We start from the raw sequence: 20730 nt of genomic DNA on the forward strand, positions 1-20730 counted from the left end.
GTGACCGAGGATAAAGGTGTTAAAATTTATCCAATATCAGTTTTTCATGTATTAGAATCAAGACGCATATAACTAGTTTTATTCTGGCAATATCAGTGAACGTGCTGTTAATAATAACTAAAACAATCCCACCCTGATTAGCAAGTGACTAAACTAGGGTGGGATTGTTCGTGATTATAATTTAAATGATATTACTTATTCCATAAGTATTTAGCATCAAAATCATTATCGAATGATGATAAAATCTTAGGACCGTCATCGGTAACGACAAGGGTGTGCTCGTATTGGCAGCTAAGACTGCCATCTAAAGTGCGAACAGTCCAACCGTCATCGGCAGTTTCGCCAGAACGCCAGTCGCCAATGTTGACCATTGGTTCGATGGTAATGGTCATACCAGCTTTTAGACGGGTGCCGTGACCAGCCTCGCCATAATGTGGAACGTCAGGCTTTTCGTGCATCGTCGGTCCAATACCATGACCAATGTATTCGCGTACAACGCCGTAACCCATTTCGTTTTCAGCGTAATTCTGAATAGCCCAGCCGATATCACCAATTCGGTTGCCGACAACGGCTTGGTCAATACCGAGGTATAGTGCTTTATGGGTCACTTCCATGAGTTTTTTAACTTCGGGTGATGGTGTACCAGCAACAAAGGCGTGACAAGAGTCACTAAGGTAGCCATGGTAGTTAATAACGGTATCAACTTTTAATAAGTCTCCATCTTTGACCAAGATATCTTTACTAGGACAGCCGTGACAAATCATGTCATTGACGCTGACACAAGTTGAGTACTTATAACCTTCAAAGTTGAGTTCGCCAGGGGTAGCGTCGTGTGCAACGATGTATTCGTAGGCGAAGTGGTCAACATCCCAAGTCGTAATTCCGGGCTTGATGTAATCTTCAAGGGCGTGAAACAGGCCAACCATTATGTCACCGGCAGCTTGCATCCCTTTGATTTCGCGATCTGATTTAAGCGTAATCATGAGTTTCCTCCAAAAAAATTAATTATATTGTGATGCTAAAAGTTTGTTCCTCTCCAGTATACTGCAAGCATTGTATTGCGACAAAACGCATTGTTTTGACCTGATATTGACAACGCTATCAGTAGGCCGAAGCCAAAAAAATATAAAAAAATCAGCACGCCAAAAATACCAAATTGCCGGGGCGCAGTTGGATTAATTGTAAACAATTCAATATAAACTTGGAATTTTACCCTTTTCATCGGCCAAGATAATGATACAATATATTGTGTTGTTTCAAAAGAAAACACTACATGTAGTGGTGTGACGTGACTGGTTGGCCAACTAGACACCTACAACCGCATATGAAAACGGAAAGAGGAGCATGATTTTGAGTAATTATTTTAAATTCTTATCACACCAACTAAAAGGTTGGCCACAACAAAACTACTATCTATTCTATTTTAGCCTAGGATGTCAAGTAATGACGTTAGTAAGTGCGTCAATTACAGCATTGTCTATTTTAACATTTATTGGGACCACTTTGGGTGTTCTTTGTGTGTTAGCTATTAATGCGGCTAAGTCGGTCAATGGCTTATTAGGCGTCATCTCCGCCGCTTGCTTCATCGTCGTTGGTTTTTCAGCTAAGAACTATTTAAGCATTGGGGAACAATTAGCCTACGTCGTAACGCTTGATATTCCAGTACTATTAAGTGCAAATTGGAACGTCAACATGGTTTCGAAGATTCGGAAGTTTACGGGTAAGACGTGGGTCGTCGCAATTGTCGCAACTTTAGTTGTTTATGCCATCTCCGGCTATCTTATCGGTGCCTTAACTGATGATCCCCGGCCATGGATCGATGCCATTAGTTTTGCAATTTGTTTAACGGCCGGCGTGATTTGCTTCCTCCGTTACAACAACCAGTATTTCTGGTGGATTGCCTCTGGTTTAGCACAAATGGTACTCTGGTTTATCTCATTCCGTCAAGGTTCGGCGACGCTAGCGATGTTCATCAATAGTTCCGTTTATCTGATGAATGATGTCTTGGCTTTCACTGTTTCACCTTGGTATAACAAACATGAACGCGCTCGGTTGATGGCTGAAGAACAAGCAGCCAGTGACGCAGCTAGCGCGGATGCTAGTGATAATCAGGCATTTGGATTGAATCACTAAAGGTCAGCTAATAAATTTACTGAGACTAGTAGCGTTAATATTCTAAATAAGGCGAGTACTGTAATTCTTTTGGATTAGAGTACTCGTCTTTATTTGAATAGCTCCGGATTGTATCAGTTATCAAATATAAGCTTTTTTATTGACATTATAATAAATAATGTTAAAGTTTAATAAACAATATTAAAAAAGAGGGATGCTATGGACTGGTTTGTGAATTTAGAACGTGAGGATCAGGAATTTGTTAAACAATTGGTTATTGCCTCAGGTTCTCTAAAACAACTCGCTAAGATTTATCAAGTGAGTTATCCAACCGTGCGAATGCGGTTAAACACGATTATTCAAAAAATTAACTTTATTGAGGACAACGGTGCAAATACGTTTGAAACGAAGGTTATGAAATTGGTAATCGATGAGAAATTATCGTTAGAGGTAGCAAAACAGATTATTACTGACTTTAGGGAGGAACAACATGAGTGATTTTAAAGGAATTCTGCTTGGTATGTTGGTCGTTGCAGTGCTCTATATGTTAGATCGATACTTACCAAGGTGGTTTGGGGCAATTCCGGGAGCTGGCTTTTTAGGCTTTATTATTTACATTGTTTTTACAAAAGAGGTCTCTTTATTATCAATAGTAACCGTATTGTTAGTTGGCGAAGCCGTGCTGAATGGTATCTGGATAGATGCACTCGTGAACCGAAGGAGAAAAATGAAAAAAGAAGTAGCAACAATGAAAGCGAAAGATTTATTGCGAAAATAGTAATATTAATGAAATCATCAGATATAGAATCGACATTGGTTGGAGATTGCTGTTAGCGCTCTGCGAATGTCGATTTTTTATTATGGTGCGGACTATCCTGCTAGTTAAACCAATACTGTATAGATGCTGGCACTTATTATGAAGTAGTTATTGAATACTGAAATATAAGCTCGAATTTTGTAAACTCTAGACATGTCTAGACTTGATCTGGCTGGTATAATCTACAAATTTAATTGGGTTATTACTTAAATATTGACAACTTGTCTAAACAAGTCTATATTCATAAATGAAAACGATAACAAAGGGGTGGTTGCCGTGAATAAAGCGGCCTTAGTTTATCAAGATTTGCTCCAGAAAATTGATGCGGAGGTTTACCCGATCGGGAGTTATTTGCCGAGTGAACATCAACTTTGTGAGCTATATGGGATTTCACGTGAGACTGGGCGCAAAGCATTAGCGACATTGGCTGAGGATGGCTATATTCAAAAAATTCGTGGTAAAGGGTCCATTGTGATTGAGCATCGACAGTATGAATTTCCAGTTTCTGGCATTGTGAGTTATAAAGAGTTAGCCGAAAAATTACACATTAAGACGCAAAATATTGTTTATGACTATCAACCGGATGCAACGTTACCGGTTGCTGACTTTACGTCACTTGGTACCGAATTGACGGAAGCGCCAGTGACGGCCATCAAACGAGTCCGAGTGATCGATGGCGAACCAGCTATTATTGATAAGGATTATATTTTGAAATCGGTCGTTCCGAAAGTTCCCAAGCAAGCGGCGGAAGACTCACTGTACGCGTATTTTGAAAATCAGCTTGGGTTGACGATCGGTTACGCGACGAAGGAAATTACGATGGCGCCGGCAACTGATGAGGATCGCGAACACCTCGCTATTAGTAAGGGCGCCTATGTGGCAGTTGTTCGAAGCGTGACGAGCCTCACGGATGCGCGAGCGTTCCAGTATACGGAATCACGACACCGGGCGGACCGCTTTAGTTTCCGCGATTTTGCTCGGCGAACTAAGAAATAAGATGTGGCATGAGAGGGATAGCGCATGAAATTATCAGAACAAGTGATTTATCAGATTTATCCGAAGTCGTTTTACGACAGCAATGGCGATGGCGTCGGTGATTTACGGGGTGTTATTGAAAAGATCGACTACCTCAAAAAGTTGAATATTGACATGATTTGGTTTAACCCGTTTTTTGTCTCACCACAAAATGATAACGGTTACGATATTGCAGATTACTACCATATTGACCCCATGTTTGGCACGATGGCTGATTTTGAAGAACTCGTTGCAAAGCTGAAGGCAAATGGTATCGGGGTCATGTTGGATATGGTTCTTAATCATACTTCAACTGAACACGAATGGTTTCAAAAGGCTTTGGCGGGTGATGAGAAGTATCAGAAGTTTTACTATCTCCGTCCTCCCAAGGCTGATGGTAGTCTACCGACCAATTGGGAATCTAAATTTGGTGGTCCGGCCTGGGCGCCGTTTGGTGATACTGGTTTGTACTATTTACATTTATATGATCCGACGCAGGCCGATTTGGATTGGCATAATCCGGCCGTACGACAAGCGTGTGCCGCCGTTGTCAACTTCTGGCGGCAAAAGGGCGTGCAGGGCTTTCGTTTCGATGTCATCAATGTTACCGGTAAGGCTGAGAAGTTGGTGGACGCACCTAAGGGAGTCCCTAGCAAGACGTTGTATACTGACACCCCCGTTGTTCATGATTATTTAAAGGAATTGAACGCGGCAAGTTTCGGCCAGAATGTAGATAGCGTCACAGTGGGAGAGATGTCTTCAACAACCGTTGCGAACAGTGTTGGTTATACTAATCCGGCTAATCACGAACTCTCAATGGTCTTTAATTTCCATCATTTGAAGACGGATTATGTTGATGGACGGAAGTGGTCCCGAATGGCCTTCGACTTCCCACGATTGAAGCAATTATTAGATAGTTGGGCCAGTGGAATGGCAGCTGGTGGTGGCTGGCAGGCGTTGTTTTGGAATAATCATGATCAGCCACGAGCGCTGAATCGCTTTGGTGACGCCGGTCGTTATCGTGTCAAGTCCGCTGAAATGCTGGCGACGGTCATTCACCTCTTGCGTGGGACCCCGTTTATCTATATGGGTGAGGAACTCGGCATGACTGATCCGGACTATGACAATATGGCTGATTACGTGGACATTGAGGCATTAAATGCTTATCGGGCTTTAATTCGTAGTGGGTACAGTCATCACGATGCGTTTACAATCGTTAAGACCAAGGCGCGCGATAACTCGCGGACGCCGATGCAATGGGATGATAGTGCCAAGGCTGGTTTCACTACTGGTAAACCGTGGTTGACACCGACTAATCAGGCGACGATTAACGTGGCCCATGAATTGGCTAGTGGCGAGATTTTTGACTATTATCAACGGCTCATTAAGCTAAGAAAAACGATGCCGATCGTCGCGGATGGTGGTTATCAATCGTGGCGCTTAGATGATCCGCAAGTCTTCGGCTATTGGCGAACATATCACCAACAAAAGTTATTAGTGCTTAATAATTTTTATGGTCAGTCAACAACGGTGACACTTCCGGAAGAAATGGTCGGTGCACAGGTGTTACTTTCCAATTATCAAGATGTTAATGTCACAGCACAATTGACGATGCAACCCTATCAAGCGGTTGCACTGTTGTTAGGTTAAGAATGGAGGAATGGGTATGGCAAAGGCACAAACAGTAACAATTTTGTCGCCGGTCAATGGGGACGTTATTGCGTTAAATAAGGTTAAAGACCCGGTCTTTTCAGCCGGTATGATGGGACTGGGCTTTGGCGTTCAACCTTCAAGTGGGGAAGTTGTTGCCCCAGTCAGTGGTCAGGTCACGATGGTGGCTGAGACGAAACACGCGATTGGGTTCACAACGCCTGATGATCATTTGGAAGTATTAGTGCATCTCGGAATCGACACGGTCGACTTAAAGGGTGCCCCGTTCACGGTCAAAGTGGCCGCGGGCGATGATGTTCAGGCGGGTGACGTGATTGCCACCATGGATTTAGCTGCTATTCAAGCCGCTAATCGTCAGACCACAGTGATTTTAGCAGTGACTAACACTAGTGATAAATTAGAATCGTTGGACGTCGTTACGGGGGCAAAAGCTGCCGGTGACGTGACAGCTACGGGCCGTCTGAACGCCAACACATATAATGCTAAGCGGCAGAATCGATTACCAAAAGCGGGCAAATATGATCAGTTAGCCGCGGACATCGTGGCTAATGTTGGTGGTGCCGGGAATATTAGTAGTTTGATTCACTGCATTACCCGCTTACGTTTTTATTTGAAAGATGAAAGTAAAGCCAATGATGACGTCGTGCGGGACTTAAAAGGAGTCATCGACGTAGCAAAAGCGGGCGGCCAATATCAGGTCGTGATTGGTCCTGCTGTCACGGATGTCTATGATGCAGTTATCAAACAAATCGGGCCAGAATTTTCAAACGATTCGGAGACGGCTAAAGCTGTTGCTGAGACTGCCGCAGCAGCTCAGCGGCCAACGACGCCGTGGGGCAAAGTTAAATGGGGTATCAGTAATTTAATTGGTGTTATCACGGGTTCAATGATTCCCGTCATTGGATTATTAGCAGCCTCTGGTATTTTAAAAGGAATTCTTGCGTTACTTACCACGTTTAATATAGTTAGCCCGACCGCACCAACGTACGTGATTATTAATGCGATGGGCGACTCGGTATTTTACTTCCTGCCAATCTTCGTCGGTTTCACGGCTGGTAAAAAGTTAGGGGCAGATCCGGTAATCATGGGAATTATCGGTGGGGTGCTGACTTATCCAGCTATTGTAACGATGGCGAGTGGTAAAGCGACGGGTACGCTTTTAGGAATGGGTATCAACGCGAACTTCTTTGGCTTGCCGGTACACGTTGCCTCGTATACGTATTCAATTTTCCCGATGATTGCGGGGGCCTGGTTAGCAAGTAAGTTGGAACCATGGTTAAAACGGGTGATTCCAACGGTATTACGAATGATTTTTGTGCCATTATTTGAAGTTGTGATTGTTTCCGGTGCGATTCTATTATTCCTTGGTCCAATTATTACCGTGCTTTCAACTGGATTGGCAAATATTATTGTGTGGGTCTACAATTTGAGCCCTGCGATTTCTGGCTTAATCATTGGTGGCTTCTATCAAGTATTGGTGATCTTCGGGTTGCACTGGGCGGTTATTCCGATTGTGGCCAACGATATTGCAACGACGGGTCACAGTTACTTGAACGCGATTGTTTCAGCGACGATGGTTGCCCAGGGGGGCGCAGTATTCGCAATCGCCTTAAAGTCAAAGCTGGCTAACATTCAAGAACTTGCTTGGCCAGCAACGATCTCAGCCTTCTGTGGTGTTACCGAACCAGCCATGTACGGGATCAACTTGAAGTATGGTCGGGCCTTTGTGACTGCCAGCATTGGGGCGGCAGTTGGTGGCTTCTTGACCGGCTTGATGAATGTCAATATGTGGGGCTTTACGGGTTCACTGATTGGCTTCACGTCCTTCGTTAATCCGAAGGGCTTGGACTTTAGTTTTTATGGTTTCGTGATTGCATCTGCAGCCACGATTGTCGTGTCCTTCGCCTTAACTTGGATGTTTGGTTTTAAGGATGAAGATGTCAATGCCGTTAAAGTAGCGCCTAAAAAACGGCACTTAGGTGCAACTGCCTAGTTAATGGCGGCGTCAAATAATTAATCAACGTTAGGATAAACAAGTATTTTTCCGATTCGGAAAAATGCTTGTTTTTGATATTTAGTCGCCCTAACGAAGCGATGATAAGCGATGGAGATTGGTCTCATTGTGATGATAGAATTTTAGTGGATCATGATTGGACGTGAAACGATCGTCTTAAGGATTTTTGAGGGTTAGGTCAAAGTTTTACATGGGGGATGACGATTATGGGGAAAATCGATGAAGTAGCCATTTTAGCACCAGTTACTGGTCAAGTATTGTCATTGGCAACGGTTCCAGATCCTGTTTTTGCGGCGGGAAAGGTGGGACCGGGATTTGGTATTCAACCGACAGCTGGTCAAATCTTGGCACCAGTTAGTGGCCGAGTCACGGTCGTCGCAACAACCAAACATGCAATTGGCATGGTGACTACGACTGGCCTCGAAGTGTTGATACATCTGGGTGTCGATACGGTGGTACTCAATGGGGCACCGTTTGAAGTTCACGTAAAGGTCGGTGATGAGGTGACGGCTGGTACATTACTAGTCGACATGGATTTAGCTACTATCGAGCAGGCTCACAAACCAATTACGGTGATCGTTGTCGTGACGAACGCTCAGCAGGTACTCACTGACTTGACGCTAGCCCCACTGTCACAAGCTGTCGCGGCCGGTGCAGTCGTCGCAACGGCTCACTTGATAACAGCGCCAACAACCGCGGCACCGGTAGTGTCGTCGGCGCCGCAGTCAACGACGCGTTACTCGGCATTAGCCACGGCAATTGTGTCCAATGTGGGCGGGCAACAAAATATTAATAGCGTGATTCATTGTATAACACGGCTACGATTTTATTTGAAGGATGAAGCACTAGCGCACGATGCGGTTATTGCGAACTTGGACGGCGTCATTGATGTTGCAAAGGCCGGTGGTCAGTATCAAGTTGTGATTGGTCCGGCAGTCAACGATGTTTTTGATGCAGTGATCGCGCAACTAGGGCCTGAATTTGCGGACGGCGTGCCAGTACCACCGGTTCAGGAGGCATCAAGTGACGTTAATTGGCTCAGCCACGTGCGTAATGGCATTAGTGGTGTCATTGGTGTTATGACCGCGGCAATGATTCCAGTGATCGGTATTTTAGCAGGTTCAGGGATTTTAAAAGGAATCTTGGCCGCGTTAACGGGCTTCAAAGTCTTGGCAGTCACGAGTGGGACGTACATGGTACTGAACGCGGTAGCTGATGCAACGTTTTACTTTTTACCAGTTATCCTGGGCTTTACTGCTGCCAAAAAGTTAGGTTCAGATCCAATCGTGCTGGCGATTGTCGGTGCTGTTCTTATCTATCCAAGTCTGATAACGGCAGCTAGTAAGGGAGCCACGGCCCAAATCACGTTCTTAGGTGTTCCGACGCATTTAATGTCGTATTCGGCATCCGTGTTCCCGATGATTGTGGCTGCATGGCTAGGCGTGTACGTTGAGCGGGGGTTAAAACGAATTGTTCCGCTGTATTTACGGAGCGTCTTTATTCCGATTATCGAAGCCCTGATTTTGGCGGTAGTGGTATTAGTGGTGGTCGGTCCCTTAATTACGATTATTAGTAAGGGCTTGGCCAACGGTTTGGTCGCCGTCTATAATTTTAGCCCGGCCTTATCAGGATTGGTTATTGGCGGTTTATACCAGACGATGGTCATTTTCGGGCTCCACTGGGGCATTATTCCCATTGTGATCAATGATATTGCGACGAATGGGCACAGTTATTTGAATGCAATCCTCTCGATTACCATGGTCGCTCAGGGTGGTGCGGTGTTGGCCGTCTTCTTAAAGTCTAAGGATAAGCACCTAAAGGAGATTTCACTGGCAGCTGCAATTTCAGCCTTTTGTGGTGTTACCGAGCCGGCGCTATACGGGGTCAATTTGAAATACAAACGGGTCTTTGTCGTTGCTAGCATTGCGAGTGGTATAGGTGGCTTACTGACCGGCCTGTTACGCGTTAATAACTATGCTTTGTCAGGGTCGTTGATCGGTTTCCCCGCGTTTATCACCCCGGGTGTCGGCATTGGGTCAAACTTTTATGGTTATTTAATCTCCCATTACGGGACACTAGTGATTGCAACGATGTTAGTTTATGTATTTGGTTTTTCGGATAAGTTGTTAGGTCCTAAGGAAAACTTAAAAGTGACTAATAATCAGTAACTAAAATAAGGCTCCTGCTGAACGTAGCGGGGGTCTTATTTTTATGAACTAATCGCTTGCAAGCGTGCTTGTTGTCGAATCGCTTCAACATAAATGCGGACAAAGTCGGTGCCATACAGGACTGCTAGTTGCTGTTCCAGATTTGGTGTGGGTGGCAACACCTTTAGCAAGGGTCGAATCCATTGATTGGTGGGCAATAGTCGCAATAGATGGTGGCTGGTGAACTGTGAGAATAAGAGATTGCGGCCGAAGTATTGTCCAAGATGATTTTGGAAAGCTGGTTGCTTAACTGGCACCAGTTGGAGACTACTGTTATTCATGTTGCCTAGTAACAATTTGGCCTGACCAAAGTCGTCACGAAGGTCAAAATGCTGATTCTTGTAAGCCTTAGCGATTTCAGGTGCTAATTGGACCAACCAAATGAGCTGATGTTGTTCCAAATGCAGAATCAAGCGCAGTGTCATAATATCAGTTGTCGTGAGTTGATAACTGTATTGTTGCAGAGTGGCTGGTGTTAATTCTTGACGCAAGGTCCGTTGAACGGCGTCAAAATTACCAGCCTCCCAACTAATGGTTAATTGATCATGGTTCGTCAGCCATAGCAAATGATCCGCAATCCGCAAGGTCAAGAAGCGCGGGGCAGCCGTCCCCGGCGTCTTTAGCATTAGTAGCCAGTAAGAGCTGGCACTAGAACGCGCAAAATTGCGTGCTAAGACGTGCGCACAGGTTGGCAAGGCCAATTGGACAGCCAATTGTAAGCGTCGCCGGTCAGTAGCAGTATTAACAAACTGGTGTGGGTCGTGTGTGATTCGTCGTTTTGCCATAGACATCCCTCCCTCATTAATACACTACCTTAATTATAGGCCAAAAAGCGTGGTGTGGCGCACTGAATGTTTGGTTTTAGCGAGAAATCATTGTGGATTAGTTTCTCGATGATTTATACGGATTGCGACGTAAAGGGCACGGGTGGATAGATAACAAATTGCAATGACAATTACCGCAATCTGGGCAAGTTATTGCGTGATATATGTATTTCACTTGTTTTAAAATATAAAATATATAAAGTGCGTCTCATTAAGAATTGTATAATGATGGGTGTAGTCAATCTTTTCATGATATAATAGCCTTGTTTACATTCAGGGTGTGTACATTAATTTAAAAAAATTAACGAAGGAATTTTAGGAGGAGTTTTACTATGAAGCGAGTTATTACGTACGGAACTTTTGATTTATTACATTATGGGCATATTGAGTTACTCAAGCGTGCCAAATCACTAGGGGATTACCTAATTGTGGCCCTATCAACCGATGAGTTCAACTGGGACAGCAAGCAAAAAAAGGCCTATTTCTCATACGAAAAGCGCAAGGCATTACTAGAAGCAATTCGCTATGTTGACTTAGTGATTCCTGAAAAGTCGTGGGATCAAAAAGTGAGTGACGTGAAATTATACCAAATTGATCGCTTTGTAATGGGTGATGACTGGACTGGTAAATTTGATTTTGTGGGTGAACAAACTGACGCTGAAGTCATCTATTTACCACGGACTCCTGAAATCTCAACGACTAAGATTAAGCAAGACTTGAATTTCAATCAAAAATAAACGTGTGACGGGGAATTCAATAAAATGGCATTAAAAGATATTATCAGTCAGGTTTATCGCCGACTGTTCAATGTAATTGCGACTGTGTGCCCAGTGAGAAAACACGTTGTTTTGTTTGAGGCGTTTAATGGTAAAGTTCCAATGGATAATCCGTTATACGTTTACGAAGCACTTCAGACCGCGCATCCAGATTGGAAACTAGTCTGGGGTGTTAAGCGTCAGTTGGTTGCGGAAGCCCAGGAAAAGTATCCTAAGTTGAATATTATTCCACGCTTTTCAGCCAAATGGTTATTAGTGGCACCGGTTGCAGAATTCTGGGTCCTGAACGCGCGGATGCCGTATTGGTTGAAGAAGAATGCGAAAACGACCTATATTCAGACTTGGCATGGTACGCCGCTCAAACGTCTGGGGATTGATATTCCAAAAGTTTCAATGCCTGGTACCGATACAAGTCAGTATCGTCAGAATTTCACGACGGAGAGTAAACGGTGGGATTATTTAATTGCACCCAATCAGTTTTCAAAAGACGTTTTTCGACGAGCGTTTGATTTTAACAACCAGTTCTTGGATTATGGGTATCCCCGCAACGATCGGTTAGTGCATCAGCGCCAGGATTATGATGCGATTGCAGCGATTAAAAAAAGAATTGTTGGCAATAAAATGGGCAAAGTAATTTTATATGCGCCGACTTGGCGAGATGACTTTTTTATCCGCAAAGGTATGTATAAAATGAACTTGCCTTTTAGTTTGGCCGCTATTGTTAAAAGGCTTAATAAGGAAGATGTGCTTATTATTCGGCCACATTACCTAGTAGCTGAGTCGATCAATATCCAAGGCTTTGAGGACAATGTTAAATTATGTGTGGATGAAGATATTAATGATTTGTACTTAATTAGTGATTTATTGATTACGGATTATTCTTCGGTCATGTTTGATTACGCTATCTTGAATCGACCTATGCTATTTTATCCTTATGACTTAGCGCATTATCAGGGTGATGTTCGCGGATTCTACTTTGATTACAACAAGGTTCCTGGTCCAATTGTCACCAATGAGCAGGATTTTCTGGCCAAGTTAGATCAGTTCTTGATTAATGATGGTTATCCAAACGAAAAAGCCAAGATGATGGCATTTCGGACACAGTTCACGGAATGGGAGCAAGGAACGGCTAGTCAACGAGTTGTGAAGTTGATTACTAGCATAGATCAGAACGCAAATAATTATACAGGCTAATCCATTAGGGCTAGAGTACTGTAGTCAAGTACAAGGAGTAATGATATATATTATGGGAAAGATGAATACCATCAAACTCGCGTGTAAGTTTGTTGCACGGCCAATTCGGGAGTTTGTAACTAAGCCGGCAATTCGTCAAATTAATGTTTATTTATACTATGTGAAACATAGCAAAGTTCAAGAAAAGGCTGTTTTCTTGGAATCGTATCATGCTGTCAATTTGACTGGAAATGTGTATGCGATGTATCAAAAGATGGTACAAGAATATCCGGATTATACGTACTATTGGGCATACAAAGACAAAGATACAATTCCTGCGGATATTATGGCGGATACCAAGAGACATCGGGTATATTTAGTTAAGTACGAATCACGTCAGTATATGAAAGCCTTAGCTACCTCAAAGTATTTAATTAACGATACTTCCTTCATGCCCTATTTTATTAAAAGGGATGGGCAACGGTATCTGAATACTTGGCACGGGACACCTTTAAAAACACTGGGATTAGATATTAAAGGTTCAGGTAGGGCAGACCATAAGAATATTCAGCGTAATTTATTGGCGGCTGATGTCTTAGCTATGCCTAACAAGTTTACGGCTGAGCATTTAATTACGAGCCATGATTTAAACGGTATTTTTCCAAATGAAGTCTATATTACTGGTAATCCACGAGTTGATAACTTACTAGGGACACTAGTTTCAGAGGATACGCAAGCGTTGAAAGAGCGCTTGGGGCTTCCAGCTGAAAAGATAATCTTGTATGCGCCAACTTGGAAAAAAGATGTGGAATATACTACTGAAGCTGATATTTTACAGTTGTTAAATGAAGTCCAACGATTGCAGGAACGTGTTCCATCTGGCTACAAAGTATTTTTAAAAGTACATTATTTTATTTATGATAAATTAGTTAAAATGGGATATGGTGATCAATTGATTTCAAATGCCATTGATACCAACACATTGTTACGTGGTGTGGATGTATTGATTACGGATTATTCCAGTATCTTTTTCGACTTTTTGCCGATTAAACGGCCCGTTATGTTTTATGTTCCTGATAAGGACAGCTACGCACAGAACCGAGGCTTTTACAAGCCGCTTGATACACTTCCGGGACTGGTCACGGATAAGTTTGATCAATTGCTTAATGACTGTAATCAAAAATACTTTGATTCGTGGGCCAAGACTTACGAACAACAGTACAATGATTATCAAACCGAATTCTTGAGTTATGATGACGGACAAGCGACTGAACGTGCAGTGCAAGTATTGTTTGAAGAGTCGTCATCGGTTGAGCAACTTAATTTCAACAATAATAAAAAGAAGTTATTGATTTATGCCGGAGGTTTCTATAATAACGGGATTACAAATTCTATTATTAATTTGTCTAGAAATTTTGACACTAATAAATATGAATTAGTGTTTGTTGATTATCCGCGGATGCGCCCTGAAAAAGAATATAATATGAGTCGTTTACCCGGCAGCGTACACTTTATTTTTAGTTTTTCATGGGCAACTAGAACATTCTTTGATACTTATAATCAGAACACTAGCTACCACTTCGGATTTAATTCAAAGTTAGTTAACCAAAATAAGATGAAGGCAACGTATCAGCTGAATTTTAGGCGTATCTTTGGTAATTTTATGCCATACGAAGCTATTGACTTTGGTGGCTACAACAAAGCTATTACTGGATTATTTGCTTTATCACCAGTTCCAAAGAAGGTTGTCTTTCTACACAATACTATGTGGGATGAATATAATAAAATTGTTAATGGGCGATACAAGCATCGTAAGAATCTGCGTGTTACGTTTACTTATTATCAATATTTTGACAAAATCATTTCAGTTTCCCAATCAGCTGATAAACAAAATCGAGAAGATCTGAGTCAGTATGCTGATTCTGCTAAGTTTACATGGGTTGAGAATCTAGTTAATGGCGCCGAAATTGAAAAAGAATTATCTGAGGTAAAGCAACAAGTGGATAATGGTGATTCACTGATAGAGCTTACTAAAACAGAGACACCAAGCGGAATTATTACAACTCAATTATTCCATCCTGTAGATCAGAATTATTTTAATTTTGTGACGGTGGCAAGACTGTCTCCTGAAAAGAATCATTTAGGATTAATCCAAGCATTTAAGTTAGTACATGATAATTATCCGAAGACGCGATTATATATTGTCGGGGATGGTCCAATACGACTGGAAGTAGAGCAACTTATTTCCGGTTTAGGATTAGATGAATCAGTGTTCATGATGGGATTTTTGCAGAATCCAATGAAATTTGTGTCATTTACTGATTATGTTGTACTGCCATCAGTTACAGAGGGGCAAGGGCTTGCTATTATTGAAGCTTTGCTTGCACACAAGCCGGTTGTTGGAACAGATGTTGCTGGTATTCAAGATGTAATCAAGGGTGGACGTTTTGGCTTGCTGAGCGGTAAAAATGCCGTAGCAAATCCAAATAGTTTGGCGAATACTTTAGCTCTCTCAATTGAGACCAAGGACAGTATCAAGTATGTAAAAACTGTAAAAGAACCATTGAAAATCTTTCATGCTGAAACTCAAGTTGACGGTCAATGGATTACTAGCTCAGATGACTGGAAAAATCCAGATATTATTTTAGGAAATGATAACAATGGGCGTGCATTCGTTGAAATTAAACACGTTGAAAGCTATCCGAATTACGCGGTGTTTATTGATGGAAAGCGTGCCGCTCAGAACAGTCAACTTGCTCATTATGATGTACAAAGTGATGTAGCAATAATGGTTGTGCTAGATATGGAACAACAGGTTTGTTTTGAACGCTTTGATTGGCGTGATTATAACCGTAATGCTTTAAATGAATTTGAAACTAGGGCAATTCTTTGAGATTCTACTTGTTTATTAATTTTATGAGTGTGATTTACGTTATAGCGCATAGAAAGAGACTCGAACCTTCTCATTTTGAGGCAGTCGTGAGCCTCTTTTTTGAAAATAATTACAAGTAACATTCAGCAAGATATAGTATCAATATTGCGTCTTAGTTTAACTTGTTCCCAATAAAAGTATTTCAGCCCGCTGATTCTATTGAATTTAACCGGGTGTATTCTTTACAAAGAAACTATTAATGTAACTTTCGACTTAGTTACACTAGTTTGGATATATTAATCATATTAGCTAAGGAAGGGCTACGCATGTTTCTCAAAATGAAAAATAGTCGTTACTTCGAAGCAACCTTAACATTAATAATTATTTCTCTATTGGCTCTCATTTCGACTTATCCAGCCTTTAGTGGACATTTCTTTGAACTCAGTAATGACGGTGGTGTTCATCTGGCCCGCCTGGAATCATTATATCAAGCATTTAATGCCGGACGGGCTCCGAGCCTCATCAACTTCATCGGCTTTAACAATCAAGGGGTTGCGATGAATGCGATGTATCCCTGGATAACTTTGTTAATCTATATAATACCTCGGCTCATTATTGATAACCCCATGCTTGCACTAGCTGTTGGTTTCTGGTTGATGAATTTTTTTACAATCCTTAATTCATACTGGCTAGCAAAATCATTGACTCGTAATCGGTTAATCATTTTGTTAAGTGTCTCTATCTATCAATTTAGTGCTTATCATCTTCAGCTAATGTATACTCGTGTGGCACTTGGGGAAGCGCTCGGCTATACATTTCTACCTTTGATTATGTTGGGATTGTTTCAGATTTGGAATCGAAAAAAACAAGGCACAATAGTCCTTGCAATAGGTATGGGTCTAGTTGCCAATTCCCACATCCTTTCATTAGTGCTATTTACAGTCTTAATTAGTTTTCTTGAAATTATTAGGTTACTTTGTCGAAATCTATCTTGGCATGAGTTGCTTCAGTTACTAATCGGCGCTTTTATCAGTATAATTATGTCAAGTTATTCCCTATATAATATTGTTGACTGGCTATTACACAATAAGATGGTAGCACCTGCTCGACTGCTTATTAGTCTGGACCCTTTAACGAGTTTGAATCGCATGTTAACTAATAACATTGGAGAGTTAGCTAGAGGGGCTCATTTAGGTATTATAGTGACCTTTATTTTTCTCTACTTAATTTCACAGCTAATTTCAAATCAAACAGGTTCATGGCGCTATTGGATCATTGGTGCCGCAAGTATTTGGGTGTTATCACAGAACTGGATTGATGGTGATTTTTTAGCTAACACCCCAGTAAGTTTATTTCAATTTACAATGCGTTTTCTAACCATTGTCGTGTTATTACTCATGATTGGTTCTATCTTGTTCTTAGTCCAAATTAACTGGCACTCATACTCAACGACTCTTTTTATCAGTTTTGCTTTAATCACAGTTGGCATGAGTGGCGTAATATCTGCTCATAATCAAACTAAACAAAATTATTTCTGGGCACTGAAACAATCGAAGTCCAATTCACTTGCACAACAACGTCGAAATCAATATTTAACTAATGCTAACTACCAAAAGCGATTAGTCGATACACAAGTGCCTGATTACCATATTAAAAAGGCTGAGTCTGTTCAGTCTTTGAAGAAAGTGAGTGCTGCGCTTAATTTTGCCACAGCATCACGTGCAACCAAAAAAACTGTGCAATTTGATGCTAATAATTCTCAAAAGTTCAAAAACACATTTGCAAATGATCAACTAGTAACTTTTAAATATCATCAGAAGAATATGAAATCAGTTAAGTTACCTGTTATTGGCTATAAAAATGTAAATTATTCGGTTAAGGTCAATGGTAAAAAGAAGAACTTTAAATATTCTGAGGGACAATTAAAAACAGCTTTACCGGCCGGGGACTCTTATATTGATGTCTCTATAGCTCGTCAGTCCAAACACATTGGATTGTTATTGCTAACGGGCATTACGTTCATTGGTAGTCTGGTTTATCTAGCAACTAACTGTTTTAAACCAAAATACAATTAAAACGATTCCAAGGAAAACTTGATTTTCTTTCAAAAAATTGACTTAACTAGTAAATAATTGGAGTGTATTTATGTATTAATAATGTATTTGTTTGATTTTAGTTCACCCATTAGTTGGCTTTTAACATTTAAACTGATGGATATATTCTTTGTAGTTAATATGATGAAACAATTGGTTCGTCGCGGAATGAATAGCCAATTCATCGTCAAGTTAAGTAGGCAAGCTGTATTACGTCTGACTCGTAATCAGCCCTCTTTATTAGTGGCTAATATTCTATTTAAGAATATTAGCCAGTCAAAACTCGATTTGTTTCAACCGATAGTGCAGGTTAATATAAGGATGAAGACTTAATTGGATCACATGTTATTAATCTGTAGAAACGGGGCGATGTTGTCATGAAACGAATTGTTGTGGGAATCACGGGAGCGTCCGGTACGATTTACGCGGTCGACTTATTAGAAAAGTTACATCAGCGGCCAGATGTTGAAGTTCACCTGGTAATGAGTGCGTGGGCTAAAAAAAACTTAGAGTTAGAGACTGATTACTCGCTCGCGCAGTTGACGGCGCTCGCGGATGCTACTTATCGGGCTAATGACCAAGGCGCAGCGATTGCCAGCGGTTCGTTTTTAAATGACGGAATGGTCATTGTCCCAGCTAGTATGAAGACGGTAGCGGGGATTGCGTACGGCTTCGGTGATAATTTAATATCGCGGGCTGCTGATGTCACGATTAAAGAACAACGTAAACTTGTGATTGTTCCACGTGAAACACCGTTAAGCATGATTCATTTAGAAAATCTAACGAAGTTGGCAAAACTCGGTGCCCAAATTATTCCACCGATTCCCGCTTTTTATAATCATCCGCAATCCATTCAGGATCTGGTCAATCATCAAACCATGAAAATTTTAGATGCGTTTCATATTCATAATGAAACTGATCGCCGTTGGGAGGGGGATTAAGTATGGCAACTTTTACGACTGAGCAGGCCGGGTATCAAATGCAAGCAACACTCCAAGTGATTGGATATGACTTGTTGATCGTCGTTACCGGTGGGACCAATCCCCATATTGGTGACGTGACCACACTAACTGCCAGCACGGTTCCCGAAACGGTTAAGTTTCCCAGCCATGATGGTCGCTTCCATAAAGATAACTTTATTTCGGAACGAATGGCCAAGCGGATTCAGCGTTATCTAGCTGGAAGCTGTACAATTACTGCGGGAATTCATGTCAACCAAATTACTAAAGCACAAATAGCAGCTGCGGCACCAATGACGGATGACCTCAGCCGCCAGATTATTAGCTGGTTACAGGCCCATCCCGTCCAGGCTGAAAAGCCAGAATATTATGGACAAGATGAGCAACCGCGGTAGATTCGTGACGCATGGGGTGTCGAAAACAGCGCAATATTGTCTTTTCGCCCTATTGCTGGATAATATGCACCGAGCTGGCCGTTTATTGTTATTAAAGTTGTACTAGATGAAATAATTCAACAAAAAAATTGCGCTTCAGATGTTGATTCTGAAGTGCAATTTTTTGTCTAAGTTAGGCATAAACATACTAGCATGTTTGTATTTAAACGGAGTGGCTTGCAGGGTGAATTATAACTTTAGTATCGACATGCGCGCTGGCTTCCACAATCGCACACCGTCAGCTAATCTGGCAGCTTATTTGTGGGCATCTTTCTTTGCTTGTTCCACTAAAATGTTATCGACCACGTCTTGTAAGCTAGTCTTAGCTAACCGTGCTTCGGCCGCCGTTTGCGCGTCTTGATAGTATTGTTTCAGAACGGTTTGAATATTGCCACCAACAATACAATCCGGATTGGTCTTAGGATCGACGGCGAGTAGCGGCTTATCGCCCTCAATTGCGTAGAAGACGCTGAGCAGTGAAATTTGACTTAAAGGTTTGGCGAGTGCCGGTTGAGCAGTACCGGGCGTTGTCGTAATTAGTCCGGCTTGTCGAAGCTTGCTCATCAATCGGCGAACAACGACTGGACTAGTTTCAATGCTGCGGGCAATGGCGTCACTTGTTAATTTAGTATCTGCGTAAATTTTAATGTAGGCCAGTAAATGGATCGAGTCGCTAAAGCGGGTTGAAACACGCATATAATCACTTCCTGTAACTTAATTGGTTACTATGATTATAAATAAATCCACTTATAAAAGCAATTAACGAGTTTAGTAAAGCTAATGATGTAACTTTTATAAAGATGGTTGTTTTGGGGGACCGAATCAGTTATGATGTAAATGCCAAAATTGAGCAGTTACTGCAAAAAAGGAGCTTATCATCATGAGTGAAATTGAAACCATCCAGGCCTATTATGCGGCTTCATTGGGGAAGGATGGTCGTATTACCCGGACCCAACGGCAAATTTTAGCCGCCGCGCTCGACTTATTTGCAGAAAAAGGTTATGAAGAAGTTGGCACTCGGGAGATTGCAGAGCAGGCCGGTGTCGCTGAAGGAACTTTATTTCATAATTTTGTTAATAAGAACGGTATTCTGGACGTCATTATGCAGCCGATTGTGCAGAATATTTTGCCAACGATGTTGAACACTTTGGACCAAGCAGTTTTAGATAGTCCTAACCAGACTTTGCAAGCATTTGTTGTCGCCCTTGTGCGCGATCGGGTCGCATTTGTCACACGTAACCGAGCCTCCTTAGCCGTCATTTTGTCCCAATTTTTCAATAATGCTCAGGATCGAGCGGCCGTCTTAGGGATGGTCTCACCTAGCATTTTGGCGCAGGCGAATGAAGCGATGGATCGCTTGAAAGCCGCTCGAGAATTAGTTGATTGGCCGAATCGCATGATTTTACAATTGGTGTTTTCAACCATTGGGGGATATTTAGTCGAACAGGTTCTCTACCCACAACTGGATGATTTGAGTGATGAGCAATTGATTCACTATCTCAGTGATTTTTTAGTTAATGGTTTGAGCCCACGGAGAATCCCCTTACAAGATGATAATACCGCGTCGTAACAAGCTTTAGGGATGCCAAAGTAATAATTAATAATAGTTGACTAATAGGTTAATGGTGCTATACTACCAATTGGAATTAAAGTGAGTGCTCAATTAAGGGGACGCACTGTTGAGGATCACGTAGTAGTCCACAACCTGAATTCTAAACCAATAGAAGAGAGGGTTTCATAATGAAATCAGCAAAAACGAAGGAT

17 protein-coding genes are annotated in these 20730 nt (G+C 41.9%); 14 read left to right on the forward strand and 3 right to left on the reverse strand.

Features of this window, described 5'->3' with window-relative positions; translation table 11 throughout:
- Window positions 1-191: 191 nt before the first annotated feature.
- On the reverse strand, window positions 192-983 hold the full coding sequence (gene map, locus V7R88_RS01065) for a type I methionyl aminopeptidase (protein ID WP_003641837.1): 792 nt from the start codon (window positions 981-983) through the stop codon (window positions 192-194).
- A 361-nt stretch (window positions 984-1344) separates the two neighbouring features.
- Here map and pnuC point away from each other — a divergent pair, with 361 nt between their 5' ends.
- The 7 genes from pnuC to V7R88_RS01100 all read left to right on the forward strand — a co-directional run bounded on the left by pnuC (window position 1345) and on the right by V7R88_RS01100 (window position 9796).
- Window positions 1345-2133: a nicotinamide riboside transporter PnuC gene (pnuC, locus tag V7R88_RS01070; protein ID WP_214334737.1), complete on the forward strand. Its 789-nt coding sequence runs from the start codon at window positions 1345-1347 to the stop codon at window positions 2131-2133.
- A gap of 198 nt (window positions 2134-2331) precedes the next feature.
- On the forward strand, window positions 2332-2610 hold the full coding sequence (locus V7R88_RS01075) for a DUF2089 family protein (RefSeq protein ID WP_003641840.1): 279 nt from the start codon (window positions 2332-2334) through the stop codon (window positions 2608-2610).
- Window positions 2603-2890, forward strand: coding sequence for a hypothetical protein (locus tag V7R88_RS01080; RefSeq protein ID WP_045351457.1), 288 nt, complete (start codon window positions 2603-2605; stop codon window positions 2888-2890). The genes V7R88_RS01075 and V7R88_RS01080 overlap by 8 nt, the downstream gene beginning before the upstream one ends.
- Before the next feature lie 315 nt (window positions 2891-3205).
- Window positions 3206-3925 carry a trehalose operon repressor gene (gene treR / locus V7R88_RS01085; protein WP_210696800.1) on the forward strand — a complete coding sequence of 240 codons (720 nt, stop codon included), beginning with the start codon at window positions 3206-3208 and terminating at the stop codon, window positions 3923-3925.
- Between the two features lie 24 nt (window positions 3926-3949).
- Window positions 3950-5593 (forward strand): alpha,alpha-phosphotrehalase, encoded by a 1644-nt coding sequence (treC, locus tag V7R88_RS01090; RefSeq protein ID WP_114648364.1) that lies wholly within the window; start codon window positions 3950-3952, stop codon window positions 5591-5593.
- Between the two features lie 16 nt (window positions 5594-5609).
- Window positions 5610-7607, forward strand: a complete 1998-nt coding sequence (locus V7R88_RS01095; protein WP_214334735.1) for a glucose PTS transporter subunit IIA — start codon at window positions 5610-5612, stop codon at window positions 7605-7607.
- Window positions 7608-7825: 218 nt separating this feature from the next.
- The gene (locus tag V7R88_RS01100) at window positions 7826-9796 is read left to right on the forward strand and encodes a glucose PTS transporter subunit IIA (protein WP_214334733.1); all 1971 of its coding nucleotides are present in this window, start codon (window positions 7826-7828) and stop codon (window positions 9794-9796) included.
- Between the two features lie 41 nt (window positions 9797-9837).
- On the opposite strand, the gene V7R88_RS01105 is transcribed toward V7R88_RS01100, so the two are convergent.
- Complete coding sequence (locus V7R88_RS01105; RefSeq protein WP_003641846.1) at window positions 9838-10620, reverse strand: hypothetical protein; 783 nt, start codon at window positions 10618-10620, stop codon at window positions 9838-9840.
- A gap of 371 nt (window positions 10621-10991) precedes the next feature.
- Between V7R88_RS01105 and tagD the strand changes: the two genes are divergently transcribed.
- From tagD to lpdD, 6 genes are all read left to right on the forward strand, one after another.
- Entirely contained in the window at window positions 10992-11396 is a 405-nt protein-coding gene (gene tagD / locus V7R88_RS01110) for a glycerol-3-phosphate cytidylyltransferase (RefSeq protein WP_003646390.1), read from the forward strand.
- Between the two features lie 24 nt (window positions 11397-11420).
- Window positions 11421-12629 carry a CDP-glycerol glycerophosphotransferase family protein gene (locus V7R88_RS01115; RefSeq protein WP_045351458.1) on the forward strand — a complete coding sequence of 403 codons (1209 nt, stop codon included), beginning with the start codon at window positions 11421-11423 and terminating at the stop codon, window positions 12627-12629.
- Window positions 12630-12681: 52 nt separating this feature from the next.
- The gene (locus V7R88_RS01120; RefSeq protein ID WP_027821538.1) at window positions 12682-15501 is read left to right on the forward strand and encodes a glycosyltransferase; all 2820 of its coding nucleotides are present in this window, start codon (window positions 12682-12684) and stop codon (window positions 15499-15501) included.
- 305 nt (window positions 15502-15806) lie between these two features.
- On the forward strand, window positions 15807-17555 hold the full coding sequence (locus V7R88_RS01125) for a hypothetical protein (RefSeq protein WP_214374377.1): 1749 nt from the start codon (window positions 15807-15809) through the stop codon (window positions 17553-17555).
- 395 nt (window positions 17556-17950) lie between these two features.
- Entirely contained in the window at window positions 17951-18514 is a 564-nt protein-coding gene (locus V7R88_RS01130) for a UbiX family flavin prenyltransferase (RefSeq protein WP_060599262.1), read from the forward strand.
- A gap of 2 nt (window positions 18515-18516) precedes the next feature.
- Window positions 18517-18927: a gallate decarboxylase subunit LpdD gene (lpdD, locus tag V7R88_RS01135; RefSeq protein ID WP_015825081.1), complete on the forward strand. Its 411-nt coding sequence runs from the start codon at window positions 18517-18519 to the stop codon at window positions 18925-18927.
- Window positions 18928-19221: 294 nt separating this feature from the next.
- Here lpdD and V7R88_RS01140 read toward each other — a convergent pair whose 3' ends face one another.
- Window positions 19222-19662, reverse strand: a complete 441-nt coding sequence (locus V7R88_RS01140; RefSeq protein ID WP_003641849.1) for an Rrf2 family transcriptional regulator — start codon at window positions 19660-19662, stop codon at window positions 19222-19224.
- A gap of 184 nt (window positions 19663-19846) precedes the next feature.
- Between V7R88_RS01140 and V7R88_RS01145 the strand changes: the two genes are divergently transcribed.
- Entirely contained in the window at window positions 19847-20536 is a 690-nt protein-coding gene (locus tag V7R88_RS01145; RefSeq protein WP_214334730.1) for a TetR/AcrR family transcriptional regulator, read from the forward strand.
- Window positions 20537-20730: the final 194 nt, after the last annotated feature.

Origin of the sequence: Lactiplantibacillus argentoratensis (assembly GCF_037290055.1) — a bacterium.
GTDB classification, from domain to species: Bacteria; Bacillota; Bacilli; order Lactobacillales; family Lactobacillaceae; genus Lactiplantibacillus; species Lactiplantibacillus plantarum.

Bases quoted from the DNA above. Each gene is read 5' to 3' on its own strand.
- map (WP_003641837.1), bottom strand. From the start codon at position 983: ATGATTACGCTTAAATCAGATCGCGAAATCAAAGGGATGCAAGCTGCC.
- pnuC (WP_214334737.1), top strand. From the start codon at position 1,345: ATGATTTTGAGTAATTATTTTAAATTCTTATCACACCAACTAAAAGGT.
- V7R88_RS01075 (WP_003641840.1), top strand. From the start codon at position 2,332: ATGGACTGGTTTGTGAATTTAGAACGTGAGGATCAGGAATTTGTTAAA.
- V7R88_RS01080 (WP_045351457.1), top strand. From the start codon at position 2,603: ATGAGTGATTTTAAAGGAATTCTGCTTGGTATGTTGGTCGTTGCAGTG.
- treC (WP_114648364.1), top strand. From the start codon at position 3,950: ATGAAATTATCAGAACAAGTGATTTATCAGATTTATCCGAAGTCGTTT.
- V7R88_RS01095 (WP_214334735.1), top strand. From the start codon at position 5,610: ATGGCAAAGGCACAAACAGTAACAATTTTGTCGCCGGTCAATGGGGAC.
- V7R88_RS01100 (WP_214334733.1), top strand. From the start codon at position 7,826: ATGACGATTATGGGGAAAATCGATGAAGTAGCCATTTTAGCACCAGTT.
- V7R88_RS01105 (WP_003641846.1), bottom strand. From the start codon at position 10,620: ATGGCAAAACGACGAATCACACACGACCCACACCAGTTTGTTAATACT.
- tagD (WP_003646390.1), top strand. From the start codon at position 10,992: ATGAAGCGAGTTATTACGTACGGAACTTTTGATTTATTACATTATGGG.
- V7R88_RS01115 (WP_045351458.1), top strand. From the start codon at position 11,421: ATGGCATTAAAAGATATTATCAGTCAGGTTTATCGCCGACTGTTCAAT.
- V7R88_RS01120 (WP_027821538.1), top strand. From the start codon at position 12,682: ATGGGAAAGATGAATACCATCAAACTCGCGTGTAAGTTTGTTGCACGG.
- V7R88_RS01125 (WP_214374377.1), top strand. From the start codon at position 15,807: ATGTTTCTCAAAATGAAAAATAGTCGTTACTTCGAAGCAACCTTAACA.
- V7R88_RS01130 (WP_060599262.1), top strand. From the start codon at position 17,951: ATGAAACGAATTGTTGTGGGAATCACGGGAGCGTCCGGTACGATTTAC.
- lpdD (WP_015825081.1), top strand. From the start codon at position 18,517: ATGGCAACTTTTACGACTGAGCAGGCCGGGTATCAAATGCAAGCAACA.
- V7R88_RS01140 (WP_003641849.1), bottom strand. From the start codon at position 19,662: ATGCGTGTTTCAACCCGCTTTAGCGACTCGATCCATTTACTGGCCTAC.
- V7R88_RS01145 (WP_214334730.1), top strand. From the start codon at position 19,847: ATGAGTGAAATTGAAACCATCCAGGCCTATTATGCGGCTTCATTGGGG.